Origin of the sequence: Thalassovita sp. (assembly GCF_965218685.1) — a bacterium.
Lineage (GTDB): Bacteria > Pseudomonadota > Alphaproteobacteria > Rhodobacterales > Rhodobacteraceae > Thalassobius.
Map to the genome: position 1 here is coordinate 1,657,070 of NZ_OZ244657.1, position 26,239 is coordinate 1,683,308.

Here is a 26,239-nt window from a genome sequence, read left to right on the forward strand (position 1 = left end):
CGATGAAAGTTATCTTTAAGACAAGCTATGACAACGACATCGACCTGCACGAAGACGGCTGGGCGCGCGGCAAGATCGCGCTGTTGGTGGCCTTTATGGCGGTGCTGCCGTTCTTTGCGGGCGAGTACTACTTGGCCGAGATCACCAACACACTGATCTGGTCGCTGGCCGGGATGGGGTTGATGCTGCTGGTGGGCCACACGGGTCAGGCCAGCCTGGGCCATGCGGCCTTTCTGGCGATCGGGGCCTACACGGATGCGGCGCTGATGAATATTGGCGTGCCGTGGGTGATCGCCTTCCCGCTGGCGGGGATCGCAGCCGGTGTGTTTGGCGCCATCGTCGCCATTCCGGCGGTGCGCATGTCGGGCATCTATCTGGCCATCGCGACGCTGGCCCTGTTCGTCATCGTCGAGGAACTGATCATCGTGGCCGAGCCCATTACCGGTGGAGTGGGGGGCATCTTTGCGCCCTCGATCACCATTCTGGGTGTGGATTTTGACCGCTATTCCAGCTTGAACAACTTCTACTGGCTGTGTCTGGTGGTCGTTGTTGGGGTCACTTGGATGTATGCCAACCTGATGCGCAGCCCCACGGGCCGCAGTTTTCTGGCCGTGCGTGATTCCGAGGTTTCAGCCCGCGCGCTGGGCATCAACGTCACGCGCACCCGATCGCTGGCCTTTGGGCTGAGCTGTGCGATGACTGGCTTGGCGGGCGCATTGATGGGGCACTATATCAGCTTCTTCAACTACGAGCTCTTCTCGATCTTCATCTCGATCAACCTGTTGTTGGTGGTGACCATCGGGGGGCTGGGCTTCATCCAGGGCGCGTTCTTTGGAGCCATCCTGATCACAGCCGTACCACAGGTGATCGCGATCCTGCGGGATGGGCTGAAGTCCAGCGTGGGGATCGACCTGTCGGCAATGCCCGGTCTGGATACATTGATCTTCTCGGTCATTCTGGTGACTTTCATCATTTATGAACCGAACGGGTTGTATGGCCGCTGGCTGAAAATCCGTGCGTGGTTCCAGCTGTTTCCGCTGGCCCGGCGTGACATGTTCCGCCGCCAGAAAACCTATCTGAAAACGGAGCGGATGAAATGAGCCTGTTGGAAGTTGACGATCTGGCCATCCATTTCGGCGGTGTGAAAGCCGTGGACGGGGTCAGTTTCAAGGTCGAAGAAGGCGAGGTCTTCTCGATCATCGGGCCGAACGGGGCGGGCAAGTCCACCATCTTCAATCTGATCTCGCGGTTCTACAAACCGACCCGCGGCACGATCCGGTTCGACGGGCAGGATATTACTGACCTGATGGCGCATGATATTGGGCAGCTTGGTATCGCGCGGACCTTTCAGAATATCGAACTGTTCGATCATTCGACCGTTTTGGACAACCTGATGATGGGGCGCCACACGCATCGCCGGACGCGCTGGTACGAAGACATGTTCTTTGTGCCCAAAGTCCGCCGCGAGGAACGCGGACACCGTCAGAAAGTCGAAGAGGTGATCGAGTTTCTGGAGCTCGAAGCCTACCGCGAGAAGCTGATCGCGGGCTTGCCTTACGGCGTGCGCAAGGTGGTGGAAATCGGCCGTGCGCTGGCCATGGGCCCCAAGATGATCCTGCTGGACGAACCGGCCTCGGGGCTGAGCGTCGAAGAAAGCCAGGAGGTTGCCTTTTGGGTCGAGGACATGCGCCGCGACATGGGGCTGACCGTTTTGATGGTGGAACATGACATGAAACTTGTGAACCAGGTCAGCGATCGCGTTCTTGCAGTGGCCAATGGCCAACCGCTGGCTATGGGAACGCCAGCTGAAGTGCAGGATGACGCGCAGGTCAAAGCGGCATATCTGGGAACGGAGGTGGACGCATGACCAAGGTTCTGGATATCCGAAACGTCGAAACCTTCTATGGCGCGATCATGGCGTTGCGCGGGGTCTCGCTTGAGGTCAACGAAGGCGAGATTGTCACCATCCTGGGCGCCAACGGCGCGGGCAAAACCACCCTGATGAAGACCATCAGCGGTCTGATGGATCCCGAAAAGGGCAACATCGAATTCAATGGCGTGGACATCGTTGGCAAACAACCTGACGAGATTGTCCGCATGGGTCTGGCCCACGTTCCCGAAGGGCGCGAGGTGTTTCCCTATCTGACCATCGAGGAAAACCTGAAGATGGGCGCCTATGCCCGCAAAGGCGTGGACCTGCGCGACGACATTGCTCTGGTCTATGAGTATTTCCCGATCCTCAAGGAACGCCGCAGCCAGTCGGCGGGGTTCCTGTCGGGCGGGCAGCAGCAGATGCTGGCGATCGGGCGCGGCCTGATGGCCAAGCCGAAACTGATGCTGCTTGACGAGCCCTCTCTGGGTCTGTCGCCGCTGCTGACGCAGGAGATTTTTGCCATCATCAAACGTCTGAACGCCGAGCAGAAAGTCACGATGCTGCTGGTCGAACAGAACGCCAATGTCGCGCTGCATACGGCGCACCAGGGTTATGTTCTGGAAATGGGCCGGATCGTGATGGCGGGCAGCTGCGAAGAGCTGCGCGCCTCGGACGACATTCAGGAATTCTACTTGGGTCGTCAGGAAGAAAACCAGCGCGGGCAGAAACGCTGGAAACGGCGCAAGACGTGGAGGTAACGAGATGATGAACACGGATATGCTCATCCCGGCCGACGCGCCGATTACGATGGATGGTTGCGATACGGTTGTGAAGCTGTGGGCCAAACGCTGCCACGAATTGGGCGATAAGACCGCCCACCGCGAAAAAGAGCTGGGCGTCTGGCAATCTTATTCGTGGACGGAATATTTCAACGGTGCACGCAATGCGGCTCTTGGTCTGTTGGCGATGGGACTGGAGCGCGGTCAAGCCGTACAGATCCTGTCCGAGGATCGGCGTGAATGGCTCTATGTTGACCTGGGCGTGGCCGCTGTTGGGGGCATTCCCTCGGGTGTTTACACCACCGATGCGGCCAGCCAGTTGGCTTATCTGGTGAACGATTCCGGTGCGCCCTTCCTGTTCGTGGAAAATGATGAACAGCTAGACAAGTTCCTTGAGGTTCGCGACCAGATGCCCGGCCTGAAAAAGGTTATCGTGTTTGATCGCGATGGGCTGGCGACATTCGATGACCCGATGGTGATGTTCTGGGACGAGTTGATGGAGCTGGGCGAGGCTGAGGCCAAAGCCCACCCCAACCGTTTCATGGAAGAGTTGGAGAAAGCCAAGCCCGAAGATCCGCGGATGCTGATCTATACATCGGGCACCACAGGGCCACCGAAAGGCGCGATCATCACGCATCGCAACATCGTCTTTCAGATGTTCGCAGGCGAGCAGACGATCGAGTTTGAACAGACGGACGAGCTGCTGTGCTTCCTGCCGCTGTGTCACGTTCTGGAGCGTCTGATCTCTGTGGAATTCCCGATACTTGCGGGCTGTAAGGTGAACTTTGCCGAAAGCCCGGAAACCGTGTTCGACAACCTGCGCGAGGTCAGCCCGCATTCCTTCACCGGGGTGCCTCGGATCTGGGAAAAGATTTACAGCCGCATCAGCATCATGCGGTCCGAGGCGGGCTGGGTTGGCCGCACTTTTCTGGATTGGGCCGTGGCAGCCGGCATGAAAAAGGTCGAGGCCAAGGAGGCGGGCAAACACCTGTCCCCGGGCGCCAAGCTGAACCTGTTCCTGGCCGATCTGCTGGTTCTGCGGAACCTGCGCCAATTGCTGGGCCTGCAACGCACGCGGCGCTGTACCACTGGGGCTGCGCCGATCTCGCCCGATTTGTTGCGCTGGTTCGAGGCGATCGGCGTGCACCTGTTGGAAGGCTTCGGGATGACCGAAACCTCAGGCGTGGCCACGGTGAACACGCTGGCGCATAACAAGATCAGCACCGTGGGGCAGGCAACGCCCGGCACGCAGATCAAGATCTCACCCGAAGGGGAAATCCTGGTGGGTGGCCCGGCTGTGTTTGGCGGTTACTGGAAGAAGCCGGAAAAAACCGCCGAAACCATGACCGAGGATGGCTGGCTGCGTACCGGTGACGTCGGACGCCTTGATAACGAGGGCAATCTGACCATCACCGGCCGGATGAAAGACATCATCATCACCGCCGGGGGCAAGAACATCACGCCCGCTGAAATTGAGAGCAAACTCAAGTTCTCGCCATATGTATCTGACGCGGTGGTGATCGGGGACGGGCGTAAATACCTGACATGCCTGGTGATGATTGATCAGGAAAATGTTGAAAGGTTCGCGCAAGAACGTCAAATTCCTTATGCAGACTTCGCGTCCCTGACGCGCGCAAAGGAGGTGGTGGACCTGATCGGCCAGGTCGTAAGCGAGACCAACAAGGACTTCGCACAGGTGGAACAGATCAAGGATTTTCGTCTGATCGACATCCTGCTGACCGCCGAGGACGAGGAGCTGACCCCCACCATGAAGCTCAAGCGGAACCACGTGAACCAGCGTCACGCCGGCTTGATCGAAAGCATGTACTGATCGCGCCTTTGAGGAGGGGCGCGGCCAGAACGTTAATCGTACCAATGGGAGGAACGACACCAATGAAACTATTCAAAACGTTTGCCGCCGCGGCGGCGCTGTCGGTGGGCCTTGGCGCCCCTGCGATGGCCGAGGACGGTGTCTCGGACACCGAAATCAAACTGGGCGGGGCGCATGACCTGTCGGGCATTTTTGCGCCCTTCTCGGTGCCTGCGGTGAAGGCTGCACAGCTGTATTTCGACGAGGTCAACGCAGCAGGCGGCGTCCACGGGCGCAAGATTTCCTATATCGTCGAGGATCACGGCTATCAGGTGCCCAAAGCGGTGCAGTCAGCCAATAAGCTGGTCAACCGTGACAAGGTTTTCGCCATGTTGCTGAACCTGGGCACCCCCACCAACATCGCCATGTTCAAGCTGATGGAGCCTAAGGGCATTCCGAATGTCAGCCCGCTGACCGCCGCACGCCAGATGGTCGATCCGCCGGCGCCGTGGAAATTTGCGGGGACGGCCTCGTATTATGACGCGGTGAAGGCCGCGACAGTGTCCATGGCCAACGACGGTGATCCCGAAACTTTCTGCCTGATGTACCTGCCGACAGATTTCGGTAAGGAAATCGAAATGGCGGTGAAAGACGGGGCTGCGGAAACCGGTGCGGCCTTCGGTATCGAAACGCAGCACAAGCCGGATGAAACCGATTTCTCGGGCGCATTGGGTAAGATCAAAAGCGCAGGCTGCACCACTGTTGGCCTGGCACTGGGCGTCAGCCAAACCATCAACGTGATCGCCACGGCCAACAAGCTGGGCGTTGACGTTGACTTCCTGCTCAGCTCGGCCGGGTTCCACACCGTTGTGGCCAAGGGTCTGGCGGCACAGGGTGTCATGGGCGGTGTCTATGCCGCTGCCGGTTGGCAGGACCTAGAGGCCCGCATGGGCAACGCCACCGTCGCGGGCTGGGTGAAATCCTATACCGACGCCACGGGCGAAAAGTTCCCCGGCACCGGTGCCCTGCTGGGCCGCTCGGCCGCCGAGCTGATCGTCAAAGGTCTTGAGGCCGCTGGCCCTGACCTGACCCGCGAAGGGTTCATCGCGGCCATGGAAGGGCTGCAATATGACGATGAAGTTGCTGGCAATAAGGTCAACATGTCCGCCGACAACCATGTCGCGGCGACGCAGATCTACATCTCGGCCGTGGAAAACGGCAGCTGGAAACTCATGACCACCATCGAGTGATCTTTCAACGGCGGGGCGGTGATCTATCGCCCCGCCTGCTTGCTTCCCCAACATTTTAAACGCCAGATCGGACCGGAGGCTCCCCGTGCTGAAACGAACGATTTATGACGAAGAACACGAGATTTTCCGCCAAACCGTCCGCAAATGGGCCGAGGCCGAGGTTTTCCCCCATGGCGAGGCCTGGCGCGAGCAAGGATGCGTCAGCCGGGAAGCCTGGAAAAAGGCCGGGGACCAAGGGTTCCTGTGCATGTATGCAGACGAGGAATATGGCGGTCTGGGACTGGATGATTTCCGCTATGATATGATTCTGGCCGAGGAAATTAACCCGCGCGAGCCGGGATTTTTCATCGCGCTGCATAACCGGATCGTGGGGCCGTACCTACACAAGATGGGTACGGATGAGCAGAAGAAACGCTTCCTGCCCGGCGTGATTTCGGGCGACACGGTTCTGGCCATCGCGATGACCGAACCGGGCACCGGATCAGACCTTGGCGCCGTGAAAACCCGTGCGGTGGACATGGGGGATCATTGGGTTCTGAACGGTTCGAAAACCTTTATCTCGAATGGCAAACTGGCCGGGCTGGTCGTCGTTGCCGCGCGCACCGGGGACGGCCATCAGATCGGTCTGTTCCTGGTCGAAGACGGGATGGAGGGGTTTTCGCGCGGGCGGAACCTGAAGAAAATGGGGCTGGCGTCGCAGGATACGGCCGAGCTGTTTTTCGATGATGTGAAAGTGCCCAAGGAAAACGTGCTGGGTGATCCTCACGAGGGCTTCAGGGCGATGATGATGAACCTGGCCGAGGAACGCATCATGGGCGCGCTAGGCTTTATGGCGCGGGCAGAATACGCCTTTGACATCACGATGGACTATATCACCGAGCGTCGCGCCTTTGGCCAGCCGATCGGCACTTTCCAGAACTCCAGGTTCAAAATGGCCTCGATGCGGACCGAACTGGATGCGGGCTGGGCCCTGACGGACCACTTGGTGCGCGAACATCTGCAAGGCCAGCTGAGCGCGGAAATGGCGGCCGAAGCCAAGCTTTTCACCTCGGAAGTAGAGGGGCGCGTGGTGGATGAATGCGTCCAACTGCATGGCGGGGCGGGGTATATGGACGAGTACGAAATCTCGCGCCTGTATAGCGACGCGCGCATCAGTCGGATTTACGCAGGCACATCCGAAATCATGCGCGAGATCATCGGCCGCGGCCTTGGGCTGGACGAACGGCGGCGCAATTAAGCGGAGCGCGCTGCGCGCGCGCTGGATATCTCGGCCTTGCGGCCTCGGGGATGGCGCGTGCGGCGCTGTCAGCCCATCCGCTCAGAGGCATAGGAGCCCGGCGAGGCCGGGAAGACGATGGTCTTGTTGCCATTGAGGAAGCTGCGGTGGTGGATATGGGCGTGGATTGCGCGGGCCAGCACCGAGGCTTCGACATCGCGGCCAAGGCTGACGTAATCCTCGGGGGATTGGGCGTGGGTGACGCGGACGATGTCCTGTTCGATGATGGGGCCCTCGTCCAGGTCGGCGGTGACGTAGTGGGCAGTGGCACCGATCAGCTTAACACCGCGTTGGTAGGCCTGTTTATACGGGTTTGCGCCCTTGAAACTTGGCAGGAACGAGTGGTGGATGTTGATGATCCGGCCGGACATCTTTGTGCACATTTCATCCGACAGCACCTGCATGTAACGGGCCAGAACGACCAGTTCGGCGCCGGTATCCTCGATGATGGCCATTTGCTGCGCTTCGGCCTGGGCTTTGTTTTCCTTAGTGACCTTGATGTAGTGGAAGGGGATGTCGTGATTCACGACGACCTTTTGATACTCCATATGGTTCGAAATCACGCCGACGATATCGATTGGCAGAGCGCCGATGCGCCAGCGATACAACAGATCGTTCAGGCAGTGCCCGAACCGCGAGACCATCAGGATGACCTTCATCTTGTGGCTTTCGTCGTGGAAGGCGTAGCTCATGTCGAAGTCTTCGGCGGTCTGGGCGAAGGCCTGGGTCAGCGCGTCGATGCCCGCGCCCTTTTCGCTGCGAAAGCTGATGCGCATGAAGAAATTCTGGGTCTCGGCGTCATCGAACTGGGCCGAGTCAGTAATGTTGCAGCCCTGTTTTGCCAGGAAAGCAGCGATGGTCGCGACGATGCCGCGCGTGGATTTGCATTTGACGGTCAGGGCGAAGCTGTTCATGGGGGCCTTTGGTATTCATGGGTTACTTGGCCGGTATAATTGCGAAAATTCTGCCCTCAATGGCCGAATGCGACGCTTTGGGCCTAAAATGCGGGAAAGCGCGCGCGCGGAGAAGGGCTAAGTTTCCGATAGGCGGCGGGCGCGGGGGAATAAGAAACCGGCCCACCCCTGCTCTGGGTGGGCCGGTCAGGTGATGATGTCCCGGGGGCAGGACAGATGGGGACTAGTCTTGGGACCCCCGAACCGGAGAATTGGACATCATCAAACCAAGCGTGGCCAGCGACCCGGCGACACCGATCAACAGTACGGGCGAGGCTGCATAGAGCCATTCAGACAGGGCGCGGGCAAAGGCCTCGGCGAAGGTTTGCGCGGGAGACGGTGTCACCGCGACGACCCACAACACGCCCTGCCACAACAGCCCAAGCATGGCCCAGATCACCGAGACGACCGGCAAGTGCAGCCGCACGGCGCGGGCCAACGGCCAGCCCAACAGCAGCGTTGGAACAAGGGCCGGCAGGGCACTCACCCCCTGCCGGCCAGGTGTGTCGAAAGCCAGCCATACAGCAAGTGGAGCGCAAGCCGCCACAACCGGCAGGACAGCGACCAAAACGGAAAGGGAAAATGATTTGGTCATGGAAAAGTCCCTTTGTTTCAACATACTATGATATTACCTGCTGGCTGGTCGGTGCTCAAATGACGAAAGCCGTCATGTTCGGAAAACCGCCAATACAACGAAAAAAAACCAGCCGTCAGGGGCTGGCCTTTGCTGTTTGTCGTGCCCGCTTGGGCGTTAGTTCGCCGGAACTGTGTCAATCTCGAACTGCAGGAAACGCGGGGCGGGCTGGGGCTTTTTCTTGCGGCTGGACAGGCTGACAGCGGCGCGCGTGGTCTGGCCGAAACCGGCCTCGTCCAGCAATTCGCCCAGACCTTTGGGCGGTGGGGCGGACAGATCGCGCGAGCGTTCCAATGGGGGTTGCGACAGGAAGGACAGATCCTCGACCTCTTCCTGCTTTCCCGCGGGGGACACGATCACCAGCAGGCGGTCGCGCCCAAAGGCCTCGTCCGTGACCAGCACGAAATCCTCGGTCAGGGTGTCGCCCGGATGCAGCCGGCCATTTCCCATGAAGGTGACTGAGTAATCCGAACCCACGTACAGCACGTTGAAATCCACCGGTGTCTTGTTGGGGTTCGACAGGCTAAGCCCGATCACGTCGTCAGGCACCATGCGCACCACACCCGTGGCAGTAACAGCTGCATGACTGCCAGCCACGATATCCTCCTGATCCATGTCGAAGCGGGCTCGGGTCAGGCTGGCAGTAACCTCAAGCGCCTTGGGGTTCTGGGCCTGACCCATCTTCATCAGGTTCAGTACCTTGGACATGGCCGCGATATTGTCGGTGAAGGTATAAGCTAGGGTCTTGGCGTCCTTGTCCGCAGTCGAGATCGAGAAGAGCCGGTCGTATTCATCCACCTCGGTCAGTCCCGAGGCTGGCAGGAACCAGATCGCATCGGGGCGTGGGCTGTCGGGGATGACGGCCAGGCGCAGATCGGCTGGGGCTCCAGCGGGGACGAACTGCACTCGCGGGCCGATCAGCGCCTGATCACGTGCCCATTTGATCGCGGCATCCAAAGCGTCTGCGGGGACAGAGCCGGGGGCGGGCAGGGCGATGCTGAGCGTCAGATCTATGGCTGCCGAGACCTTGCGCATCACCGCGCCTTTGGGAATGTCGAAAGGCTCGCCGGCGGGTTTCAGCGTGGCCTCGAAGGTGCCAAGACTGTCCACGGTATAGGTAGCCAGCGCGGCATCATCCGTATCCACCGGCGAGCGCAGCAGGATCAGTTCTTCGCCCTCGGTCAGGCCATGCAGGCGGCCGGCGGGCAATGTGGCGGTTTTGCCCTTGGTCTGGGCAGGCCATTGCAGGATCCGCCCCGCCGCTCCGGTGCCAAAGATGGGATCATCCAGCGCGCCCTCGAACAGAGGGGTTGAGCGGGCAAGGTTCAGGACCGAGTATTTGCGCAGCACCTCTTGGGCCAACTGGCGGTAGGTGATGCCGGGCCGTTCGGCCATAGTCTCGAACAGGGTATAGGTAAAGACGCCCTGCAGGCGCCGGCCCGCCTTGCCCTTGGGCATGTTTTTCTCGGGGGTGGTCTCATTGGTCTGGGCCGCGAAAAAAGCGGTCAGGCTGCCCATTCCTGCTGTCGCTTCAGTGGCTTCGATTGCCGGGGCCGGGGCGCTGCGCGGATCGGGCAGGGCGCGTGAGGTGCCCTCGGCCTCGATCATCCGCTGGGCGGGGATACCAAGGGCCGCAGGGCCCAGCTTGCGCTCGCGCACCTCGTCCTCCAGACCGGCAGCGGCGCGGGTGGCGGTGCCGGAATGACAGCTATCGAAAACCACCCACACATTTGCCCCCTTGGCGCGGATTGCATCGATCATCTGGCCGATCTCGTCATCGACCAAGGCGTTTTCCACGGTGCCCACGGTGTCATCCCACGGGCCGATGTCGACGGGCAGAAACAGCTCGTCCAGACCATCTGCCTCGGTGCTGGCATCTTGCGCAGGCGCCTGAGAGCCGTGGCCGGAAAAATGCAAATAGACAAAATCGCCGGGCTCTACCCTGGCCGCCAGATCGGCAAAGCCCTGACGGATGGCCGCCAGCGTGGGGGCAATGCCGCCCGAAACCCCGTCAGCCAGAAGGGTGATGTTGCCGGGGGCAAACTGGGCGACCGGGTTGGATTGCAGATAGGTCGCCACCAGATCAATGTCATTGGCCGGACCGCGCAGGTGAAACCGTTCGTCAAGGTTGGGATAGGTCGAGGCGCCGATCAGCAGCGCGTGGTTTTCACGCGCTTCGGCCCCCAGTGCCGTCAAGGACAAAAGGCCCGCCAGGGCAGTGCTGCGCAGAAGGGACATGGATGCCTCGTTAGTTGGTGATCAGCGAATAGGACGAGGCCGCGCCGCCCTGGTTCATGACGATGATGGTAAAGCCGCCCGTCTGTGCCGGGCGCCATCCGCAATAGGCGATCGCGCTGATATCGGTATCCGAACACACCAGCCGCCCCTTGGCGTCATGGACAAACAGGTTGAGATCGGTGCTGGCCTGCCCCTCTACATACACCTCGGCGTATTCACCGCCCGTGTAAGGAAGGGGGGGATAGGTGTCAGTGCCGCCCGCACGGATCGACGTGATCGAGTAAACCTGTCCCGTGGCCACGCCTTTTGAGCGTTCAACACGGATATCTTCGATCAGGCCCAGCAAGGTTTCATCGCCCAGCGACAGCTCTTCCGCGGCGTCCAGCATCTGCTCCCACGTGATTGGCGCTTGTGCGTCAGATTCGCCTGCATCGCCGTCACGTTCGGGCGCACGGTCGGTTTCGCTCAGGCTAAGGGACTTGCGCAGCTTGGCGGCGGCCATGATCAGGATCGGATCGGATTGCTCAAGCCCCGTCAGGTAAAGGTTCGCCGACATCTGCGCGGCCTGCAACGGCGTGACGGTGTCAGCATGAACGGCCGGCGCAAGGGGGAAAATGGCCCCCAGAAACAGACCGGCACTCAGGCAAATGGATTTGGAAAACATCTTTAATCTCCGCTTTGGAATTGCCCTGATAATGCGGGTGAAAACCCCATTATTCAAAACTTTTCTGGCGTGTTTTCAAACATGAACGGACTTGTCATGTGAGTTCCCCGCCCCCCCTTGATAGCGTTCAGGCAACCGGAACGACCAGGAATAACCAAATGACCCATGCCATTGCGATCCTTCTGAAGCTGCCCGTATTGCGCGGGTTTTTCGCGCCCCTCAGCAACCGCCCCTTGTTGCGACTGGTGCCGCTGGCGGCGCTTTGCGTCACGCTTGTGTCCGCGTGGACAGACAAGGCCGAGGCTGCTCAGATACTGGATCGCGGGCTGGACGCGACGCTGGTCGTGTATACCGACGACAGCGATGAAAAGTTCCTTGGCTCGGCCGTTCTGTGGCGCGATGGGCGGCTGGCGGTGACCAACGCTCATGTCGTCAAGGCCAACACGCGGGTGATCCTGCGCAACCGGGCTGGTGATGTCGTGGTCGCTCGTGTGATCCTGCGCGATGACAAACGAGACATCGCCGTGCTGGAACTGCCGGGCGCCGTGCTTGGCGCGGGGCTTGAGCCTTCGGATGAGCTGACATTGGGTCAGGAAATCTATGCGCTGGGCGCGCCGCTGGAAACCGCTTCGTCCGCGACGCGCGGCATTGTCTCGGCCCTTGGGCGGCAAGTGCTTGCCTCGGTTCCCGTGCGCTATATTCAGCATGACGCCGCGATCAACCCCGGCAGCTCGGGTGGGGCGCTGATCGATGCCAAGGGACGCCTGATCGGGATCAACACCCGCATGGCCGATGGCTCGCGCCTGTTTGTCGGTATCTCTTACGCCATCCCTGCCTGGCTGATTGAGCGCGCCATTGCAGGCGATCTGCTGCCCGTTCCCGCCCTGGGTCTGTCCATGCGCCCAATCAATCGCCGTCTTGCGGGTGCGTTGGGGCTTGAGCAAGGCAAGGGCCTGCTGATCGACAATGTTGACCCTTCGGGTCTGGCCGATCAGGCGGGTCTGCAAGCGGGCGACGTGATCCTAGCGGCCGCGGGCCGTATTCTGACCACCCCCGGCGAGCTGGCGTTTGTTCTGGACGAGCGGACCGGCCCGGTTGCCTTGATTGTTCTGCGCGAAGGCGAAGAAATCACCATTACCCTGACCTTTGGCACCCAAACTGCGCTGATTGATGACGATGGGGCTGACCGCTCGATTGCGATTATCCGCGCCTATGATCTGGGTCGTCTGGGCCTGCAAATGGCCGACGACGGCGTCACGGTTGACATCATCAGCCCCGTCAGCCCCGCTTTTCTGGCCGGTCTGAACAAGGGCGACAGGGTCTTGTCAGTCAACGGTCAACCTGCCACGAAAGAGCTGCTTGAAACGCTGAAAATCTCGCGCCCGATCGTGCTGCTGGTGCGCCGCCCGGACGGTCGCACAACGCACATCGCGGTGGATCCCTGGAGCAACGGCAAGGGCACGCGGCCTATCAAGGGCGGAAATGTCCTTGACCCCGAAGTCGTAATCTTTTGATCTGTGCCCAAGGAGTTAACCATGACCACGCCCCAGCCACCCCGTATCCTGATCGTCGAGGATGATGCCGTCATCGCCGAAGGTATGGCCCAGGCCGTGCGCGATGTGGGCGCCGCACCAGACATCTGCGGCACCTATGACACCGGGCTTCAGGCGGCAGCAGAGGGCGAATACGCTGTGATTCTGTTCGACCGGATGCTGCCCGGAGGCGACGGCGTGGACGCCATCGCCAAGGTGCGTGCGGCGGGCTCGACTGCACTGATCATGGTGATCTCGGCGCTTGGGCGTGCCCAGAACAAGATCGAAGGGCTAGAGAAAGGCGCCGACGATTACTTGGCCAAACCCTATGACGCCGAAGAGTTGCGCGCCCGCCTGCGCGCCCTGCTGCGGCGCCAGAACATGGTAGCGCTGGATAATGACGTGATTGTCTTTGGCGATCTGGAAATCCGGATGAAGGCCCGCACCGTTCATGTCGGCAGGGCGCATGTGGCGATCTCTCCTAAAGAATTCAAACTGCTTAGTTTTTTTGCATCCAACGCTGGCGATGTGGTCACCCGGATGCAACTTTTGGAGAATGTCTGGAACCTGCATTTCGACCCGCAAACCAACGTGGTGGACGTGCATGTGGGACGCTTGCGCCGCAAACTGGAGAACGCCGCTGGCCGCCCCATCATCCATACCGCTCGCGGTGAAGGCTATGTCTTTGATCCCGTGAAGGCCGCTGAATGACGGCCCGCCCGACGCGCTCGGCCAGCCTGCGGGTGATGCTGTTGGTGGCCTCGGGCATCATCCTGTTGTCGCTGACCGCGATGGGGTTGCAATACCGCGTCACTGCCCAGTCGCTTCAGGCGCGTCAGGCCCAGCTTTTGCAAGCTGACCTTGAGGCATTCGCCGCCCTGTACGAACAGCGCCGGATCGTCGCGCTGCGCGAAGCGATCGAGTTCCGCGTGGCCTCGACCCCGCCGGACCGGGTGATCTATCTGTTGATGGATCGAGGCACCAAGCTGGCCGGAAATATTAGCGATTGGCCCGCAGGCCTGACCCTGATGGGGGCGTTGTTCTCGACCGAGGACGCGCAGGGTTTCACCCATGACGGCGCGCCCTACCTTGGCGTTGCGCGCGAGTTGCCGGGCGGGTTCCCTTTCCTTGTCGCGCGCTCGCAGGCTGACACGCTGGCCACCCTGGCCGAGCTGCGCGCCCTGATCGGTTGGGTCGCGGTCGCGCTGATCGCGCTGGCCCTGGCGGCGGGGTGGGGTGTCAGCCGCGCGGTACTGGGCCGGATCGGGCGGCTGAACGCGTTGGCCGACGAGGTCGCCGAGGGCAATCTGAGCGCCCGGCTGCCAGCCCCGCGCGGGAAAGACGAATTCGCCGTTCTGCAAGACCATGTCCACAACATGCTGGACCGGATTGAGGCGCTGAACCGCGCCACGCACCGTTTGTCTGACGCCATCGCGCACGAGCTGCGCACGCCCCTGAACCGAATTCAGCAGCGGCTTGGCGCCCTTGATACGGCCGATGACAGGGCCGATGAAATCCGGGCCGAGATCCGCTCGACCATCCGGATATTCGACGCGCTTCTGGATATTTCTGCCGCCGAGGCCGCGCGGGGTCAGCGCCCTGGCCTGGTGCCGGTGAACCTTTCGGAGCTGGCCGAGGATGTCTTTGATCTTTATGAACCCTTGGCTGACGATGCGGGGCTGAATGCCCAGATCGACATCACCCCGGACCTGTGGGTTTTGGGCGAACAGAGCCTGTTGGCGCAGATGCTGACCAACTTGCTGGAGAATGCGATCAAATATTGCCGTGTGGGGGACGCCGTGACGCTGACCCTTCACGAGGACGGCGCCCGCCATGTGTTGAGTGTCACCGACACCGGTCCGGGCATCCCCCCTGATATGCGCGAGCAGATGTTCGACCGGTTCACCCGCGCCGAACGTGATCGCGATAGGGCAGGTCATGGGCTGGGACTGGCACTGGTTCAGGCGATCGCAGCGCGCCACGGGGCAAAACTTGTGCTGCCCGAGACCGCAAAAGGGTTTGCGATCCAGGTCAGCTTGCCTAAACTTGACCCCAAAGCCTGATATTTCAGGGGCCCTTGGGGGGGAAAGTATGAACGTGATTAAAGCGCTGGCGGCCGCCCTATTGCTGACGGGGTGCGGCGCCGTGAACAAGCCGCTGAACCAGCCCTTGATTGAAGGGAAAAACCCATCGTTGGCCGAGGTGACGCTGGACGCCCCCGCTGATGGCGAAGTCTTTGTGGGGCTTGCCTTTTCGGGTGGGGGGATGCGGGCCTCGGCGTTTTCTTACGGACTGCTGGAAGAATTGCGCGCCCAAACGGCCAATCCAAAGGACCCAGACGGCATTCTGTCCGATGTGCGGCTTGTGACAGGGGTGTCGGGGGGCTCGGTCACGGCGGCTTATTTCGGGCTGAACGGCCCCAAGGCGCTGGACGGCTACCGCGAACATTACCTGATCACCAATGCCGAACGCTATATGGCCAATTCTCCGTTCAACCCGCTGACCATTGCGCGCGGGGTATCGGGCGGGGCGAACGGGCGCAAAACCTTTGGCCGCTACCTGGATGAAAAGCTGTTCCACGGCGCCACATTCGGCGATTTGCGTGCCCGCAGCCAGATCACCACCTGGATTAACGCAGCCGACATGGCCAACCAGTCGACATTCTTGTTCAGCCCCGAAACCTTTGATGCGCTGTGCTCGGATCTGTCGTCTTTCCCCATTTCGGACGCTGTTGCGGCCTCTGCCGCATTCCCGCTTGTGTTCTCTCCGATCGTTTTGGAGGCTCATCAAGGCAAATGCGATTATCAAGAGCCCGACTGGCTGACCGCTGCGCGTTATAACCCCGAGGCCAGCTCGGCCATGCGAGCGCATGCTGCGGCATTGGAAAGCTATGGGGATCCGGAAAAGGTGAAATATGTCAAGCTGTTGGATGGCGGCATCACCGACAATTTCGGCACAACCGGCTTGGCGATCGAGCGCGCCCGTGCCCGCAATGCCCACGCGCCGATGACGGTCGAACAGGCGGTGCGGCTAAAGCGGTTCTTGTTCCTTGTGGCCGACGCGGGCACCGAGAAGACCTATCGTTGGTCAAACAAACTGGGCGGGCCTGGCGGGCTGAACTTGGCGATGGGTATTGCCGGCGCCTCGATGGGGTCGGCGTCGCGCACCGGGTATGACGCGATGCGGCTGCAGCTTGAAAAATGGGAGGCCGACCTGGTTGAGTTCCGCTGCTCTTTGTCCTCGGCGCAGGTACGGCGCTATCGCGGGACCACCAGCGGGTGGAATTGCCGTGATCTGAAGTTCTTTGTCGGGCTGGTCAGCTTTGATGCGCTGGACGAGGATCAGCAGGCCAAACTGAACGAGATCCCGACCCGGTTGAAGCTGAAGACCGAGCAGGTGGACATGGCGATCGAGGCCGGACGCATGGCCGCGCGCCTGAACCCCGAACTGAACGGTTTCCTGCGTGCAAGCGGCGGGCGCGATCCGTTGGCGCGGCTGCGGGCGGGCGGGGCCAAGCCTCGGCGGATCAGTCCGGTTCAGAATTGATGACAAATTCGGTTACGGATCAGCCAAAGCTTGATCGTGCGCGATGGGGCTGTAATCAATGGGTTATGGTGAAACCGATCGCGATCCTTGGTGTGGCAGCAAGCCTTGCTTGGGCGACGCCCGTACGGGCCGAGACCCACGCGCTGGTCATCGGCGTGTCCGATTATCTGCACCTTGATGCCGATCTGCGGGGGCCTGCCAATGATGTGGGCCTGGTGACGCGGATGCTGTCGGATCGCGGTGTGCCAAGCGCGAATATCCACCTGCTGGCCGCCCCTGATGCGCGCCATGCCGATGATGTTGAAATTGCTGGCGCGCCCACTCGGGCCGCCATCATGGGGGCCTTGGACCGCCTGAAAACCATCGCAGGGCCCGACGACACGGTGTTCTTTTACTTCTCAGGCCATGGCAGTCAGGCCCCGGACCAGAACGGCGACGAGGCCGGTGGCTATGACGAGATTTTGCTTCCCGCCGATGCCAGCGGTTGGCGCGGAGCGATCGGGGCGGTGGACAATGCTATCGTAGATGACGAGTTGGCGCTGCAATTCCAGGCGATCCTGGACACGGGCGCACAGATGGTGGCGGTACTGGACGCCTGCCACTCGGCCACAGGATTTCGGGCTTTGGATGGGGTGTTGGACGGGCAGGTCTCGGCCGCGCGATATGTTGATCCGGTTTCATTGGGTATTCCCACCGACGCCGCAGCCCCAGAAACGACAGGCGCACCGATGCCGCCTCTGAGCGGGGAGTATGTGTTCCTCTATTCCTCGCAGTCCAATCAGCGGTCATTCGAATATCCCGTGGGTGAGGCTTCGGATCCCGGTAACTGGTACGGAGATTTCACTCGTGCGCTGACGCAGGTTTTGTCGCGCGAATCCACGCTCAGCTGGCAGCAGGCGCTGCAGGCGACCACTGACAGCATGTCCCGCAATGGCCCGGCTGCACAGTCCCCTGATGGTGAGGGATCGTTGTTGCAGGCTGGTGTGTTCGGGGCCGCAAAGGCGACCGAGATGTTCGAAACCAAGGGCGATCATCTGCTGGCGGGGCTGCTGTCTGGCCTGACCGAGGGCGCGCATGTCGCCATTCATACCTCGTTGACCTCTGCCGAAGTGCTGGCGACGGCAACGGTTGATCGTCTGGATGCCAATTCGGCCCGACTGCGCAGTGATGCCGCCTTGCCCGCGACGGGATATGCCAAGGTGCTGCAGCCGGGCGCACCTGCCGTGGTGGGGCTGGCCGCCCCCATCCGAGCGGATGCGGGTGATGGCCATGATTACGCGGCCGTTCTAGAGCTTCTGGAAAGTTTCGCCCAGGCCGATGCGCTGGAAGGCGTGCGGCTCAATGCCGCCAACTTCGATCTGCAACCCTATTTGGTCGATGGGGCATTGGCGCTGGCTGGGCGCGATGGCGTTCTGGATCCTAACGGAACGGGATCAAGTCCACGGTTGTTGTTGGAGGGCGCGGCCTATCCCGCCGTCGCCCTGGCCGATTTCCTTGAACGCGCCGCGCGTACGCACAGAATGCGCCAGGCCCTTGCCATGGCCGCAAGTAGTGCAGGCGGGTTCAGCCTGTTCAGCACCGCGGTCGGTCAGTCGATTGCCTTGGCGCCAGCCTTGGCCGCGGATGATGGCTGCGCCGAGCCTGACGCAGACCCGCTTAAACAGGCGGGCAAAACCTTGGACGTCAGCCATTGCGACCAGATCTGGCTGACGATCTCGAATGCAGACCTGAAGGCGCAGGACGTCACGGTTCTGTATGTGGATCGCGATTTCCAGGTCTCGGCAATCTGGCCCGAGCCGGGTTATTCAAATCGTGTCCCCTTTGGCGAGCGCCAGGAGATCGGGATGTTGATCCAGAACCCCGCAGGCCTGCCCGGCGTTGAAGAGATCATCGTGATTTCCTCGTCCGCCCGTGACGGGGCGCCGCGCACCGATCTGACCGCGCTGGCCGATCCCGCGCAAACTCGCGATATGGCCCAGGACGGTGGCGCGCTGGCAAGCTATTTCAGCCGCGCGCTCAGCCCCGAAGAATCCTCGCGCACCCTGCCTTTGGGGGGCGATGACGGTTTGCCCAAACTCGATGTCACTCGCTACACTGTTCATCTGCAAGCGGAGGAGTAGGGCGTGATAAAGACCAGCAATTTCAAACAGAACTTAATGAAAGGACCAAAGATGAAAGTCTTCAAGCTTGGCAGCCTTGCGCTGGCTGCGGCCCTGTTGGCCGCACCCATAAGCGCTCAGGACCTGGTGGCGCCCAAAGTCGAGCCCGAGAATGCCTCGCCCTTCAGCTTCGCCGAAAGCAAAAAGAAGGCCGAGCGTTCGGCGAAAATGGCCGAAGATGGCAGCGGCTCTAAGGTGATCGGCGGCGAGCTGGCCGCCAATGGTGCCTGGCCCTGGCAAGTCGGCCTGATGATTGCAGGTCAGCCGGTGTCGCCCAACGCGCATTTCTGCGGCGGTTCGCTTGTGCTGGATCAATGGGTTCTGACCGCAGCGCACTGCATCCACATGCAGGATCGCGACGGCAGTTATTTCGACCTGCACCCCAGCCAGCTGACCATTCTGGTTGGTACGAACAAGATCGCGCCCGGTCAGGGCGATAACGTGCCAGTGGCGGGTATTTTCCGCTATCCCAACTATAACCCCGATGGCTGGGACGGTGACGTGGCGCTGATCAAGCTGGCCCGCCGCCCGAACGCCAATTATCGCACCATCAAGGTGCCGGACCAGGATTTCGGTGATGTGCTGGACCAGGCCGGTGTTCCCACGGTCGTGACTGGCTGGGGGCTGGTGAATGGCGGTAAGCATCCGGACCGCATGTACCAGGCAGAAATCCAGATGCTGTCGCGTGACATGTGTAACGAGTCGATGATGAAAGCCCGGGCTCAGGTCGCGGCGCGTCCCTTCGTCGAGGCAGCGTCGATCTTCCGCCTGAACGACAGCGAAATGGAAGGCGCATGGGCTGAACTGGTCCGCCGCGCGCCCATGCCCCTGACCGAGAACATGATCTGTTCGGGCTCGTTCGAGGGTGGCAAAACCTCGTGCCAGGGTGACAGCGGGGGACCGCTGGTCGTTCCGCTGGACGATGGCAGCTATATTCAGGCCGGTATCGTCAGCTGGGGCCTTAGCAACGCGGCCACCAAATCCTGCGCCGAGGATGCGATTTTCTCGGCCTACACCAAGGTGTCTAAGTTCCTGCCTTGGTTGGAGCAAACAATCAGCCAGAACTGATCAGGTCTGATGCAAAAGAAAACCCCGCCACGTGGCGGGGTTTTTTGTTTCCAAGTTACCGGACAGGTATGCCCTGTGTTCCGGTGCGGGCATCGGTGAATAACCAGTGATCGGGTGGCGCATAGGTCAACAAGCTGAACGCCAGGAACAGCAAGACCAAAACCGGAATGCCAAGGGGTAGGAGTCTGGGCTGACGCGCCAGAAGCCATGCTGAAATCAACTGCCCCACGAGGATCGAAAAGGCGAATGTCCCGATATCCAAGGCCAAAAGGTTCTTGCCCAGGATCGTGGTATAGCTTTGAAACACCAAAACAATTGTGGTCGCACAAACCATCAGCCCCACGCCTTTGGCCGCGAATAGAGGCCAACCGCGTATTGCCTGCGGATAGGGGGCAAGCAAGGCCCATACAACACCGGGCCAAAAGGCAATCTTCAGATGTTCCCAAATGGATTCGTTCACTGCCGCGATCAGCGCGACAGGCGGCCAGTTGCCAGACCACCCAAAAAGAAAATGTAGCGCCGACCCCAGCGCGATCATGAATGCGGCTCCGATCAGCTCGAGCCGGATCAGTCGGGGCATCAAATCAGTCGCGCGCTCCACTGCCCTAATTCGTCAGCACGTAATAGCTGTTGCGGCGGCTGCTGACGTTCTCGACCTCGGCGAAATAGATGCCGTTGGCGTCTGGTGTCCATGCGCAATAAAGCTTGTCCGACACGCCTTGTTCGTTGCAGATCGTGTTGCCCATGGCGTCAGTGACCTTCAGGTCCAGGTTGGCCCCTTCGGCGCCCAGAATGGCCAGCTCGGCCAGTTTTCCGCCCTCGAACTCTAGCTTGACCATGTCGACATAGCCCGACTGAAGCCGGTTCAGTGTCCGAGTGGCCCCACCCAAACGGCCGCGGCTGCCTTCGGCTTCGGCGTCCTCGATCAAACCGATCAGATAGTCGTCTCCGCCTGCGAATTCCACGGCAATGGCGTACATGTCCGCGGCATCAACGATCATCTCGTCCGCTGCGTCTTCGCCCTCGCTTGCATTCGCGCCGGGACGGGTCTGGGTGTCGCGCGCCACATCGGTGACATGCACGGCCGCCGTCATCTCGTCCGCCGTCAGAACCGCCAGCGGGTCCTGCATTTCCAAGCCATAGGCAAAGACATCCTGGGCCAGCGTCAACTGTTTCAAAGCGCTTTCGGCCCACGCCGGGGTCGAGGTCAGCAGCGCGGTCGCCAGGGCAAGGACAAAGGGTTTCATGGCAAGGGTCTCTTTTGCTTGGTTTCCTCGAAACTTACACCGGGGCCGCACAGATAGGAATCATCTTTTGGTGAGGCTTGGGTCATTTTGTCCAAGCCTGATGGAAAGTTGCTTTCCTGCTTGGCATGGGGCATGGCTCCGCCCATCATGGCGACGCGAAACATAGAAAAAAGGGTTGAGTCGGGTGGGCCAACAAATTGCCATTGTCGGAGCCGGTATCGTCGGCACCGCCACAGCCGTTTGGGCGCAGCGCGCCGGTATGAAGGTCACGCTGATTGATCGGATCGGTCCGGCCGAAGGGGCGTCTTTCGGGAACGGTGGTGTGCTGGCCTCGTGTGCGGTGGTCCCCGTTCCGGTGCCCGGTCTGATCGGGCAGGCCCCCAATTATGTGTTCAACCCCAAGAAACCCTTGTTCCTGAAATGGGGCTACTTGCCCAAACTGGCACCTTGGTTGTTGCGTTACGTGGCGCGTGCCAATGATCGTGACGCGCGCGCCACCGCCCGCGCCCTTAGCGCGTTGATCAAGGACAGCCTGGCCGACCACCGGGCGCTTGCCGAGGGCACCCCGGCCGAAAATTACCTTCACGAGTGCGATTTCACCTATATCTACCGCGATCGTGCGGCCTTTCAGGCGGATGGGTATACCTATGATTTAAAAAGGGAAAACGGCTTTGAGTGGACCGAGCTTGAGGGCGAGGCCCTGCGCCGCTATGACCCGGCGCTGAATGGCAGTATGGGGTTCGGCGCAGCCTTTCCCCAGCATGGCCGGATATCTGACCCGGGGGCTTACGTCAAATCTCTGGCGGCCCATCTGGAGGCAAACGGTGGCCGTGTCATCCGCGCCGATGTCACCGATATTATCCGCCAAAACGGCCATGTCACGGGGCTGCGTCTGGATGGGGAAACGCTGGGCTGTGATGCTGCGGTCATCACCACCGGAGCCTGGAGCGGCCCGCTGGCCCGCGCTTTGGGCGTTTCGATGCCGCTTGAGTCAGAGCGTGGTTACCATGTCGAGCTGTGGAACCCCTCGGTCATGCCGCGTCACCCGATCCTGGTGAATGAAGGTCAGTTTGTCGTAACCCCCATGGAAGGTCGTCTGCGCCTGGCCGGGATCGTCGAATTCGGAGGGCTGAAAGCCGGTCCTTCACGCGGGCCATTCAAGTTGCTGATGTCCTCGATCCGGGCGGCGATGCCGGACCTGACCTGGGACGAAAAAACCGAGTGGATGGGGCATCGCCCCGTGCTGACGGATTCGCTGCCCATGATCGGCGAAGTGCCTGGCGTCAAAGGTGTCTTCATGGGGGTGGGGCATCACCATGTGGGCCTGACCGGCGGTGCAAAAACGGGCCGTCTTCTGGCGCAGTTGGCCAACGGACAGACCCCCAATATCGATCTTGCGCCCTATGATCCGGGCCGGTTCCAGCGCGCCTAGGTGAAGGGGTCTTCGGGATAACCGACGCCAGACAGGTACAGCCCCTGGGGCGGGCATACCGGCCCGCAGGCCGCGCGGTCGCATGCCTCTAGTGCCTGTTTGACCTGGCTAGGGGGCCAACTGCCCGCGCCCACGCGCTCTAACGTTCCGACAAAGCTGCGCACCTGGTTGTGCAGGAACGAGCGCGCGCGCAGGAAAAACCGGATCTCGGGGCCGGACCACCCATCGACGCGGGTGATAGTCAGTTCGTCCAGGGTTTTTACCGGGCTGGCGGCCTGACAGATCGTGGACCGGAAGGTCGTGAAATCATGCCGTCCAAGCAGGTGTTCGGCGGCTTCCTGCATCGGTTCCAACGCCAGCTCGCGCGAAACTTGCCACACCAGCCCCGCATCGTGGGTTGCGGGCGCGCGGCGCATCAGCAGGCGGAAGGTGTACTGCCGTTCGATCGCCGAGAACCTCGCATGCCAGTCGTCATCCACCTTTGCGGCAGCCACGATGGCCACGGGCTGAGGCTTTAGATGAAAGTTCAACGCTTCGGACAGGCGGAAGGGGTCCCAGTCTTTTTGCATGTCGCAATGGGCCACCTGCGCCCGGGCATGCACGCCCGCATCGGTCCGTCCGGCGGCGGTGACCGAGTGGGGGCCAGGCTCAAGCTTGGTCAGCGCAGCCTCGATCGCCCCCTGAACCGAGGGCTGGTCGGTCTGCCGTTGCCATCCTACGAATGGGGCTCCGTGGTATTCGATTTTAAGCGCGTATCTGGGCATGGGCGCGGTCCTAGCGCGAAAACCCGTCCGGGAAAAGCGCTGCCGTGCACTTTTCAGACCGCACCTTGGGGGAAATTCATGCGATCCGTGCCCCCAACGCTTTCACGAACGCCAAACCATGCCTATCTTGGGGATGAGCAGACAAACAGAGGTAGAGCAATTGGGATTGACCGATCTGGCCGATGGCCTGACCCGCGGGGTCGAGGCGGTCGGCGACAACATTTCGGAAGCTTTGTTCGAGCCGGTCATCCGTCTGGGCGTCACCGGGCTGGCGCGTTCCGGCAAGACGGTATTCATCACCTCGTTGGTTGCCAACCTGCTGGACCGGGGCCGGATGCCCGGGCTTCTGGCCGGTGCCGAGGGGCGGATCGAGGCTGCCTATCTGCAGCCCCAACCCGATGACACGATCCCCCGCTTTGACTTTGAGAACCACTTGGCAGCGCTGACCTCGCCTGCACCTTATTGGCCGGCGTCGACCCGTTCGGTCAGCGAGCTGCGCCTGTCGCTGCGGGTGCGGCCCACGGGGCTGCTGTCTGGCCTGTCGGGTCCGCGCACAATCCATCTGGACATTGTGGATTATCCCGGAGAATGGCTGCTGGACCTGGGCCTTTTGGACAAGAGCTTTGCCGACTGGTCCGCTGATGTGCTGGAGCGGATCGCGGACCGCCCCGAGGCCGCCGCATATCGCGATTTGTTGACCGATACAGACACTCAGGCCCAGCATGACGAGCCCACCGCGCAGGCGCTGGCCGCCGCGTTCACCGCGTATCTGACGGCGGCGCGGGACAACGGGTACTCTGACTGTACGCCGGGGCGGTTTCTGCTGCCCGGCGATCTGGCAGGAAGTCCCGCGCTGACCTTCGCCCCGCTGTCCGGCCCGTCCAAGCGCGGCACGCTTCTGCGCGAGATGGAACGCCGCTTTGAGGCGTATAAATCCAAGGTCGTGAAACCGTTTTTCCGTGATCATTTCTCCCGGATTGACCGGCAGGTGGTATTGGTCGATGCGCTGGGGGCGATCCACAACGGACCGCAGGCGGTCGAGGATCTGCGTCGCGCCATGGCCGATATCCTGTCGGCTTTCCGTCCCGGTCGAAACGCCTTTCTGACCCGTCTTTTGCTGGGCAAACGGGTCGAGAAAATCCTGTTCGCCGCAACCAAGGCCGATCATCTTCATCATTCCCAGCACGCCAAGCTTAGCGCCATCATGGAGGCGCTGACGCGCGACGCCCGTGATCGCGCCGATTTCGCCGGGGCGGAAACGCGGGCGATGGCGCTGGCCTCGCTGCGGGCCACGACCGAGGACCGGCTGACGCATGACGGCACCGCGCTGGACGTGGTGCGCGGGACATTGCTGGACACCGGCAAACGCGCGGCCTTTTATCCTGGCGCCTTGCCCGATGACCCGGCGCATCTGTTGTCTCCGGCCCGGTCGGGGGCGCACAAATGGCTGGAGGCTGACTATAAGATCATGAGCTTCGCCCCCGCGCCGCTGACCCTGAAGCCGGGCGAGGGTCCGCCTCATATCCGGCTGGACCGCGCGGCCCAGTTCCTGATCGGAGACCGCCTGTGATGGAGCCCAGACCCGCTCGTTTCTATCATGTCCCCTGGCTGCTCAGCATCCTGTGGCTGCACACGCGTACCAATGGTGGTGAAGGGCGCAACTGGTGGACTGACGCGCGGCTGATGGCGCGGGTGGTGCTGCAGGGCTGGGTTCGCATGATCACCGATCAGCGCGGCATTGCCGGTTTCATTGTGCGCGATGACGAACGGGTGCATGCCTTGTATGTCCATCCGCGTGCGCAGGGGGGCGGCGTCGGCCGGGCCCTGCTGAACGAGGCCAAGGCCACATGCGCCAAGCTGGAGCTGTGGACCTTGCAGGACAATCACACCGCACGGGCTTTCTATCAGGCGCAGGGGTTCACCGAAGGGGTTCGCACCAACGGTGAGGGAAACGACGAACACCAGCCCGACATTCAACTGACCTGGACCAGAAAGAGCAGCGCATGAGCAAGGGCCCGATCCTTATTGACCTCGAAGACCAGCCGCAGGCCGAGGGGCCGGACAATGCGCCGCCCGTGCCCGATCTGGCGCAACCCAGTGGCGCCGCGATGACGCGAGCGGTAACGCTTGCGGCGCGGGCGCCGGGCGGCTCGGGATTGGCCAAGTGGATATGGGCGCTGGGGCTGTCGCTGCTGGGGGCCGTGGTCTCGGTCGCGGCGTGGGATTTCGTGATGGGGCTAATCGCCCGCGTGCCCTTGCTGGGCTATGGCGTGGCGGTGCTGACGGTCAGTTTCCTTTTGGTCCTGCTGATCGCTGCAGTGCGCGAACTTGCCGCTTTTGGCCGCTTGTCCCGCCTAGACAAGCTGCACCGCGCGGGTTCCGAGGCGCGGGCCGATCAGGATCTGGGCAAGGCGCGCAAAGTGGTGGCGCAGATCGGGGCCCTGTATCGCGGCCGGGCCGAGCTGGACTGGGCCCGCGCCCGGTTTGACGAACGTAAAGACGAACAATTCGATGCTGATGCCCTGTTGGATCTAGCCGAGGCCGAGTATCTGGCGCCGCTTGATCAGGCCGCCATGCGCGAGATCGAGGCCGCCGCCCGACAGGTTGCCACGGTGACGGCCATCGTGCCGCTGGCCTTGGCGGATGTGTTTGCGGCGCTGACCGCGAACCTGCGGATGATCCGCCGCGTGGCCGAGATCTACGGCGGGCGCGCAGGCACCCTGGGCAGCTGGCGTCTGGCGCGGGCTGTGATGACCCACCTTGTGGCGACAGGGGCAGTAGCAGTGGGCGACGACCTGATCAGCTCGATCGCGGGCGGAGGTGTCCTGTCCAAACTGTCGCGTCGCTTTGGCGAAGGCGTGGTGAACGGCGCCCTGACGGCCCGCGTCGGCGTGGCCGCGATGGAGGTCTGCCGCCCTCTGCCATTCGTGCGCGCGCAACGCCCCTCGGTCACCGGATTGGTCAAGCGCGCACTGACGGGGCTGTTCGGCAAAGAGGACCGAAAAGAAGACTGA

The 26,239-nt window shown here is 61.5% G+C and carries 23 protein-coding genes; 16 read left to right on the top strand and 7 right to left on the bottom strand.

The features are described 5' to 3' along the window. Nucleotides 1–2 precede the first annotated feature (2 nt). The 6 genes from ACOQOQ_RS08370 to ACOQOQ_RS08395 all read left to right on the top strand — a co-directional run bounded on the left by ACOQOQ_RS08370 (nucleotide 3) and on the right by ACOQOQ_RS08395 (nucleotide 6,949). Entirely contained in the window at nucleotides 3–1,100 is a 1,098-nt protein-coding gene (locus ACOQOQ_RS08370) for a branched-chain amino acid ABC transporter permease (RefSeq protein ID WP_420569676.1), read from the top strand. Further along, a complete protein-coding gene (locus ACOQOQ_RS08375) occupies nucleotides 1,097–1,867 on the top strand; it encodes an ABC transporter ATP-binding protein (protein ID WP_420569677.1) in 771 nt (256 codons plus the stop codon). The genes ACOQOQ_RS08370 and ACOQOQ_RS08375 overlap by 4 nt, the downstream gene beginning before the upstream one ends. Continuing rightward, the gene (locus ACOQOQ_RS08380; RefSeq protein ID WP_420569678.1) at nucleotides 1,864–2,631 is read left to right on the top strand and encodes an ABC transporter ATP-binding protein; all 768 of its coding nucleotides are present in this window, start codon (nucleotides 1,864–1,866) and stop codon (nucleotides 2,629–2,631) included. Before ACOQOQ_RS08375 ends, ACOQOQ_RS08380 begins: the two co-directional genes overlap by 4 nt. Before the next feature lie 4 nt (nucleotides 2,632–2,635). Beyond that, complete coding sequence (locus ACOQOQ_RS08385; protein ID WP_420569679.1) at nucleotides 2,636–4,483, top strand: AMP-dependent synthetase/ligase; 1,848 nt, start codon at nucleotides 2,636–2,638, stop codon at nucleotides 4,481–4,483. Between the two features lie 62 nt (nucleotides 4,484–4,545). Beyond that, nucleotides 4,546–5,712: an ABC transporter substrate-binding protein gene (locus tag ACOQOQ_RS08390; protein WP_420569680.1), complete on the top strand. Its 1,167-nt coding sequence runs from the start codon at nucleotides 4,546–4,548 to the stop codon at nucleotides 5,710–5,712. A gap of 85 nt (nucleotides 5,713–5,797) precedes the next feature. Continuing rightward, nucleotides 5,798–6,949, top strand: coding sequence for an acyl-CoA dehydrogenase family protein (locus ACOQOQ_RS08395; RefSeq protein WP_420569681.1), 1,152 nt, complete (start codon nucleotides 5,798–5,800; stop codon nucleotides 6,947–6,949). Between the two features lie 68 nt (nucleotides 6,950–7,017). Here the strand turns inward: ACOQOQ_RS08395 and purU are convergent, their stop codons facing one another. From purU to ACOQOQ_RS08415, 4 genes are all read right to left on the bottom strand, one after another. Further along, a complete protein-coding gene (purU, locus tag ACOQOQ_RS08400) occupies nucleotides 7,018–7,902 on the bottom strand; it encodes a formyltetrahydrofolate deformylase (RefSeq protein WP_420569682.1) in 885 nt (294 codons plus the stop codon). 223 nt (nucleotides 7,903–8,125) lie between these two features. Beyond that, nucleotides 8,126–8,536 (bottom strand): hypothetical protein, encoded by a 411-nt coding sequence (locus ACOQOQ_RS08405; protein ID WP_420569683.1) that lies wholly within the window; start codon nucleotides 8,534–8,536, stop codon nucleotides 8,126–8,128. 156 nt (nucleotides 8,537–8,692) lie between these two features. Beyond that, complete coding sequence (locus ACOQOQ_RS08410; RefSeq protein WP_420569684.1) at nucleotides 8,693–10,813, bottom strand: caspase family protein; 2,121 nt, start codon at nucleotides 10,811–10,813, stop codon at nucleotides 8,693–8,695. Nucleotides 10,814–10,823: 10 nt separating this feature from the next. Then, on the bottom strand, nucleotides 10,824–11,477 hold the full coding sequence (locus ACOQOQ_RS08415) for a hypothetical protein (protein ID WP_420569685.1): 654 nt from the start codon (nucleotides 11,475–11,477) through the stop codon (nucleotides 10,824–10,826). A 158-nt stretch (nucleotides 11,478–11,635) separates the two neighbouring features. Between ACOQOQ_RS08415 and ACOQOQ_RS08420 the strand changes: the two genes are divergently transcribed. The 6 genes from ACOQOQ_RS08420 (at nucleotide 11,636) to ACOQOQ_RS08445 (ending at nucleotide 19,782) form a co-directional block, all read left to right on the top strand. Further along, nucleotides 11,636–12,991, top strand: a complete 1,356-nt coding sequence (locus ACOQOQ_RS08420; protein ID WP_420569686.1) for a trypsin-like peptidase domain-containing protein — start codon at nucleotides 11,636–11,638, stop codon at nucleotides 12,989–12,991. A gap of 21 nt (nucleotides 12,992–13,012) precedes the next feature. Next, nucleotides 13,013–13,720, top strand: a complete 708-nt coding sequence (locus ACOQOQ_RS08425) for a response regulator transcription factor (protein ID WP_420569687.1) — start codon at nucleotides 13,013–13,015, stop codon at nucleotides 13,718–13,720. Next, complete coding sequence (locus ACOQOQ_RS08430) at nucleotides 13,717–15,072, top strand: ATP-binding protein (protein WP_420569688.1); 1,356 nt, start codon at nucleotides 13,717–13,719, stop codon at nucleotides 15,070–15,072. Before ACOQOQ_RS08425 ends, ACOQOQ_RS08430 begins: the two co-directional genes overlap by 4 nt. Nucleotides 15,073–15,100: 28 nt before the next feature. Beyond that, nucleotides 15,101–16,555 (top strand): patatin-like phospholipase family protein, encoded by a 1,455-nt coding sequence (locus ACOQOQ_RS08435; RefSeq protein WP_420569689.1) that lies wholly within the window; start codon nucleotides 15,101–15,103, stop codon nucleotides 16,553–16,555. A 65-nt stretch (nucleotides 16,556–16,620) separates the two neighbouring features. Then, on the top strand, nucleotides 16,621–18,675 hold the full coding sequence (locus tag ACOQOQ_RS08440) for a caspase family protein (RefSeq protein ID WP_420569690.1): 2,055 nt from the start codon (nucleotides 16,621–16,623) through the stop codon (nucleotides 18,673–18,675). Between the two features lie 51 nt (nucleotides 18,676–18,726). Continuing rightward, nucleotides 18,727–19,782, top strand: coding sequence for a serine protease (locus ACOQOQ_RS08445; protein ID WP_420569691.1), 1,056 nt, complete (start codon nucleotides 18,727–18,729; stop codon nucleotides 19,780–19,782). 55 nt (nucleotides 19,783–19,837) lie between these two features. On the opposite strand, the gene ACOQOQ_RS08450 is transcribed toward ACOQOQ_RS08445, so the two are convergent. Further along, entirely contained in the window at nucleotides 19,838–20,362 is a 525-nt protein-coding gene (locus tag ACOQOQ_RS08450; RefSeq protein WP_420569692.1) for a DUF6512 family protein, read from the bottom strand. A 25-nt stretch (nucleotides 20,363–20,387) separates the two neighbouring features. After that, nucleotides 20,388–21,029 (bottom strand): hypothetical protein, encoded by a 642-nt coding sequence (locus ACOQOQ_RS08455; RefSeq protein WP_420569693.1) that lies wholly within the window; start codon nucleotides 21,027–21,029, stop codon nucleotides 20,388–20,390. A gap of 184 nt (nucleotides 21,030–21,213) precedes the next feature. Between ACOQOQ_RS08455 and ACOQOQ_RS08460 the strand changes: the two genes are divergently transcribed. Then, complete coding sequence (locus tag ACOQOQ_RS08460; protein ID WP_420569694.1) at nucleotides 21,214–22,461, top strand: NAD(P)/FAD-dependent oxidoreductase; 1,248 nt, start codon at nucleotides 21,214–21,216, stop codon at nucleotides 22,459–22,461. On the opposite strand, the gene truA is transcribed toward ACOQOQ_RS08460, so the two are convergent. Next, complete coding sequence (gene truA / locus ACOQOQ_RS08465) at nucleotides 22,458–23,225, bottom strand: tRNA pseudouridine(38-40) synthase TruA (protein ID WP_420569695.1); 768 nt, start codon at nucleotides 23,223–23,225, stop codon at nucleotides 22,458–22,460. The genes ACOQOQ_RS08460 and truA overlap by 4 nt on opposite strands. A gap of 160 nt (nucleotides 23,226–23,385) precedes the next feature. Here truA and ACOQOQ_RS08470 point away from each other — a divergent pair, with 160 nt between their 5' ends. Genes ACOQOQ_RS08470 through ACOQOQ_RS08480 form a run of 3 tightly spaced genes read left to right on the top strand, consistent with a single transcriptional unit; the run spans nucleotide 23,386 to nucleotide 26,239 of the window. After that, a complete protein-coding gene (locus tag ACOQOQ_RS08470; RefSeq protein WP_420569696.1) occupies nucleotides 23,386–24,795 on the top strand; it encodes a YcjX family protein in 1,410 nt (469 codons plus the stop codon). Beyond that, nucleotides 24,795–25,232: a GNAT family N-acetyltransferase gene (locus ACOQOQ_RS08475; protein WP_420569697.1), complete on the top strand. Its 438-nt coding sequence runs from the start codon at nucleotides 24,795–24,797 to the stop codon at nucleotides 25,230–25,232. The genes ACOQOQ_RS08470 and ACOQOQ_RS08475 overlap by 1 nt, the downstream gene beginning before the upstream one ends. After that, on the top strand, nucleotides 25,229–26,239 hold the full coding sequence (locus ACOQOQ_RS08480) for a YcjF family protein (protein ID WP_420569698.1): 1,011 nt from the start codon (nucleotides 25,229–25,231) through the stop codon (nucleotides 26,237–26,239). Before ACOQOQ_RS08475 ends, ACOQOQ_RS08480 begins: the two co-directional genes overlap by 4 nt.

What these genes read in the sequence shown, in the direction of transcription:
- ACOQOQ_RS08370 (WP_420569676.1), top strand. Translation starts at nt 3, where the DNA reads ATGAAAGTTATCTTTAAGACAAGCTATGACAACGACATCGACCTGCAC.
- ACOQOQ_RS08375 (WP_420569677.1), top strand. Translation starts at nt 1,097, where the DNA reads ATGAGCCTGTTGGAAGTTGACGATCTGGCCATCCATTTCGGCGGTGTG.
- ACOQOQ_RS08380 (WP_420569678.1), top strand. Translation starts at nt 1,864, where the DNA reads ATGACCAAGGTTCTGGATATCCGAAACGTCGAAACCTTCTATGGCGCG.
- ACOQOQ_RS08385 (WP_420569679.1), top strand. Translation starts at nt 2,636, where the DNA reads ATGATGAACACGGATATGCTCATCCCGGCCGACGCGCCGATTACGATG.
- ACOQOQ_RS08390 (WP_420569680.1), top strand. Translation starts at nt 4,546, where the DNA reads ATGAAACTATTCAAAACGTTTGCCGCCGCGGCGGCGCTGTCGGTGGGC.
- purU (WP_420569682.1), bottom strand. Translation starts at nt 7,902, where the DNA reads ATGAACAGCTTCGCCCTGACCGTCAAATGCAAATCCACGCGCGGCATC.
- ACOQOQ_RS08405 (WP_420569683.1), bottom strand. Translation starts at nt 8,536, where the DNA reads ATGACCAAATCATTTTCCCTTTCCGTTTTGGTCGCTGTCCTGCCGGTT.
- ACOQOQ_RS08410 (WP_420569684.1), bottom strand. Translation starts at nt 10,813, where the DNA reads ATGTCCCTTCTGCGCAGCACTGCCCTGGCGGGCCTTTTGTCCTTGACG.
- ACOQOQ_RS08415 (WP_420569685.1), bottom strand. Translation starts at nt 11,477, where the DNA reads ATGTTTTCCAAATCCATTTGCCTGAGTGCCGGTCTGTTTCTGGGGGCC.
- ACOQOQ_RS08420 (WP_420569686.1), top strand. Translation starts at nt 11,636, where the DNA reads ATGACCCATGCCATTGCGATCCTTCTGAAGCTGCCCGTATTGCGCGGG.
- ACOQOQ_RS08425 (WP_420569687.1), top strand. Translation starts at nt 13,013, where the DNA reads ATGACCACGCCCCAGCCACCCCGTATCCTGATCGTCGAGGATGATGCC.
- ACOQOQ_RS08430 (WP_420569688.1), top strand. Translation starts at nt 13,717, where the DNA reads ATGACGGCCCGCCCGACGCGCTCGGCCAGCCTGCGGGTGATGCTGTTG.
- ACOQOQ_RS08435 (WP_420569689.1), top strand. Translation starts at nt 15,101, where the DNA reads ATGAACGTGATTAAAGCGCTGGCGGCCGCCCTATTGCTGACGGGGTGC.
- ACOQOQ_RS08440 (WP_420569690.1), top strand. Translation starts at nt 16,621, where the DNA reads ATGGTGAAACCGATCGCGATCCTTGGTGTGGCAGCAAGCCTTGCTTGG.
- ACOQOQ_RS08445 (WP_420569691.1), top strand. Translation starts at nt 18,727, where the DNA reads ATGAAAGTCTTCAAGCTTGGCAGCCTTGCGCTGGCTGCGGCCCTGTTG.
- ACOQOQ_RS08450 (WP_420569692.1), bottom strand. Translation starts at nt 20,362, where the DNA reads ATGCCCCGACTGATCCGGCTCGAGCTGATCGGAGCCGCATTCATGATC.
- ACOQOQ_RS08455 (WP_420569693.1), bottom strand. Translation starts at nt 21,029, where the DNA reads ATGAAACCCTTTGTCCTTGCCCTGGCGACCGCGCTGCTGACCTCGACC.
- truA (WP_420569695.1), bottom strand. Translation starts at nt 23,225, where the DNA reads ATGCCCAGATACGCGCTTAAAATCGAATACCACGGAGCCCCATTCGTA.
- ACOQOQ_RS08475 (WP_420569697.1), top strand. Translation starts at nt 24,795, where the DNA reads ATGGAGCCCAGACCCGCTCGTTTCTATCATGTCCCCTGGCTGCTCAGC.
- ACOQOQ_RS08480 (WP_420569698.1), top strand. Translation starts at nt 25,229, where the DNA reads ATGAGCAAGGGCCCGATCCTTATTGACCTCGAAGACCAGCCGCAGGCC.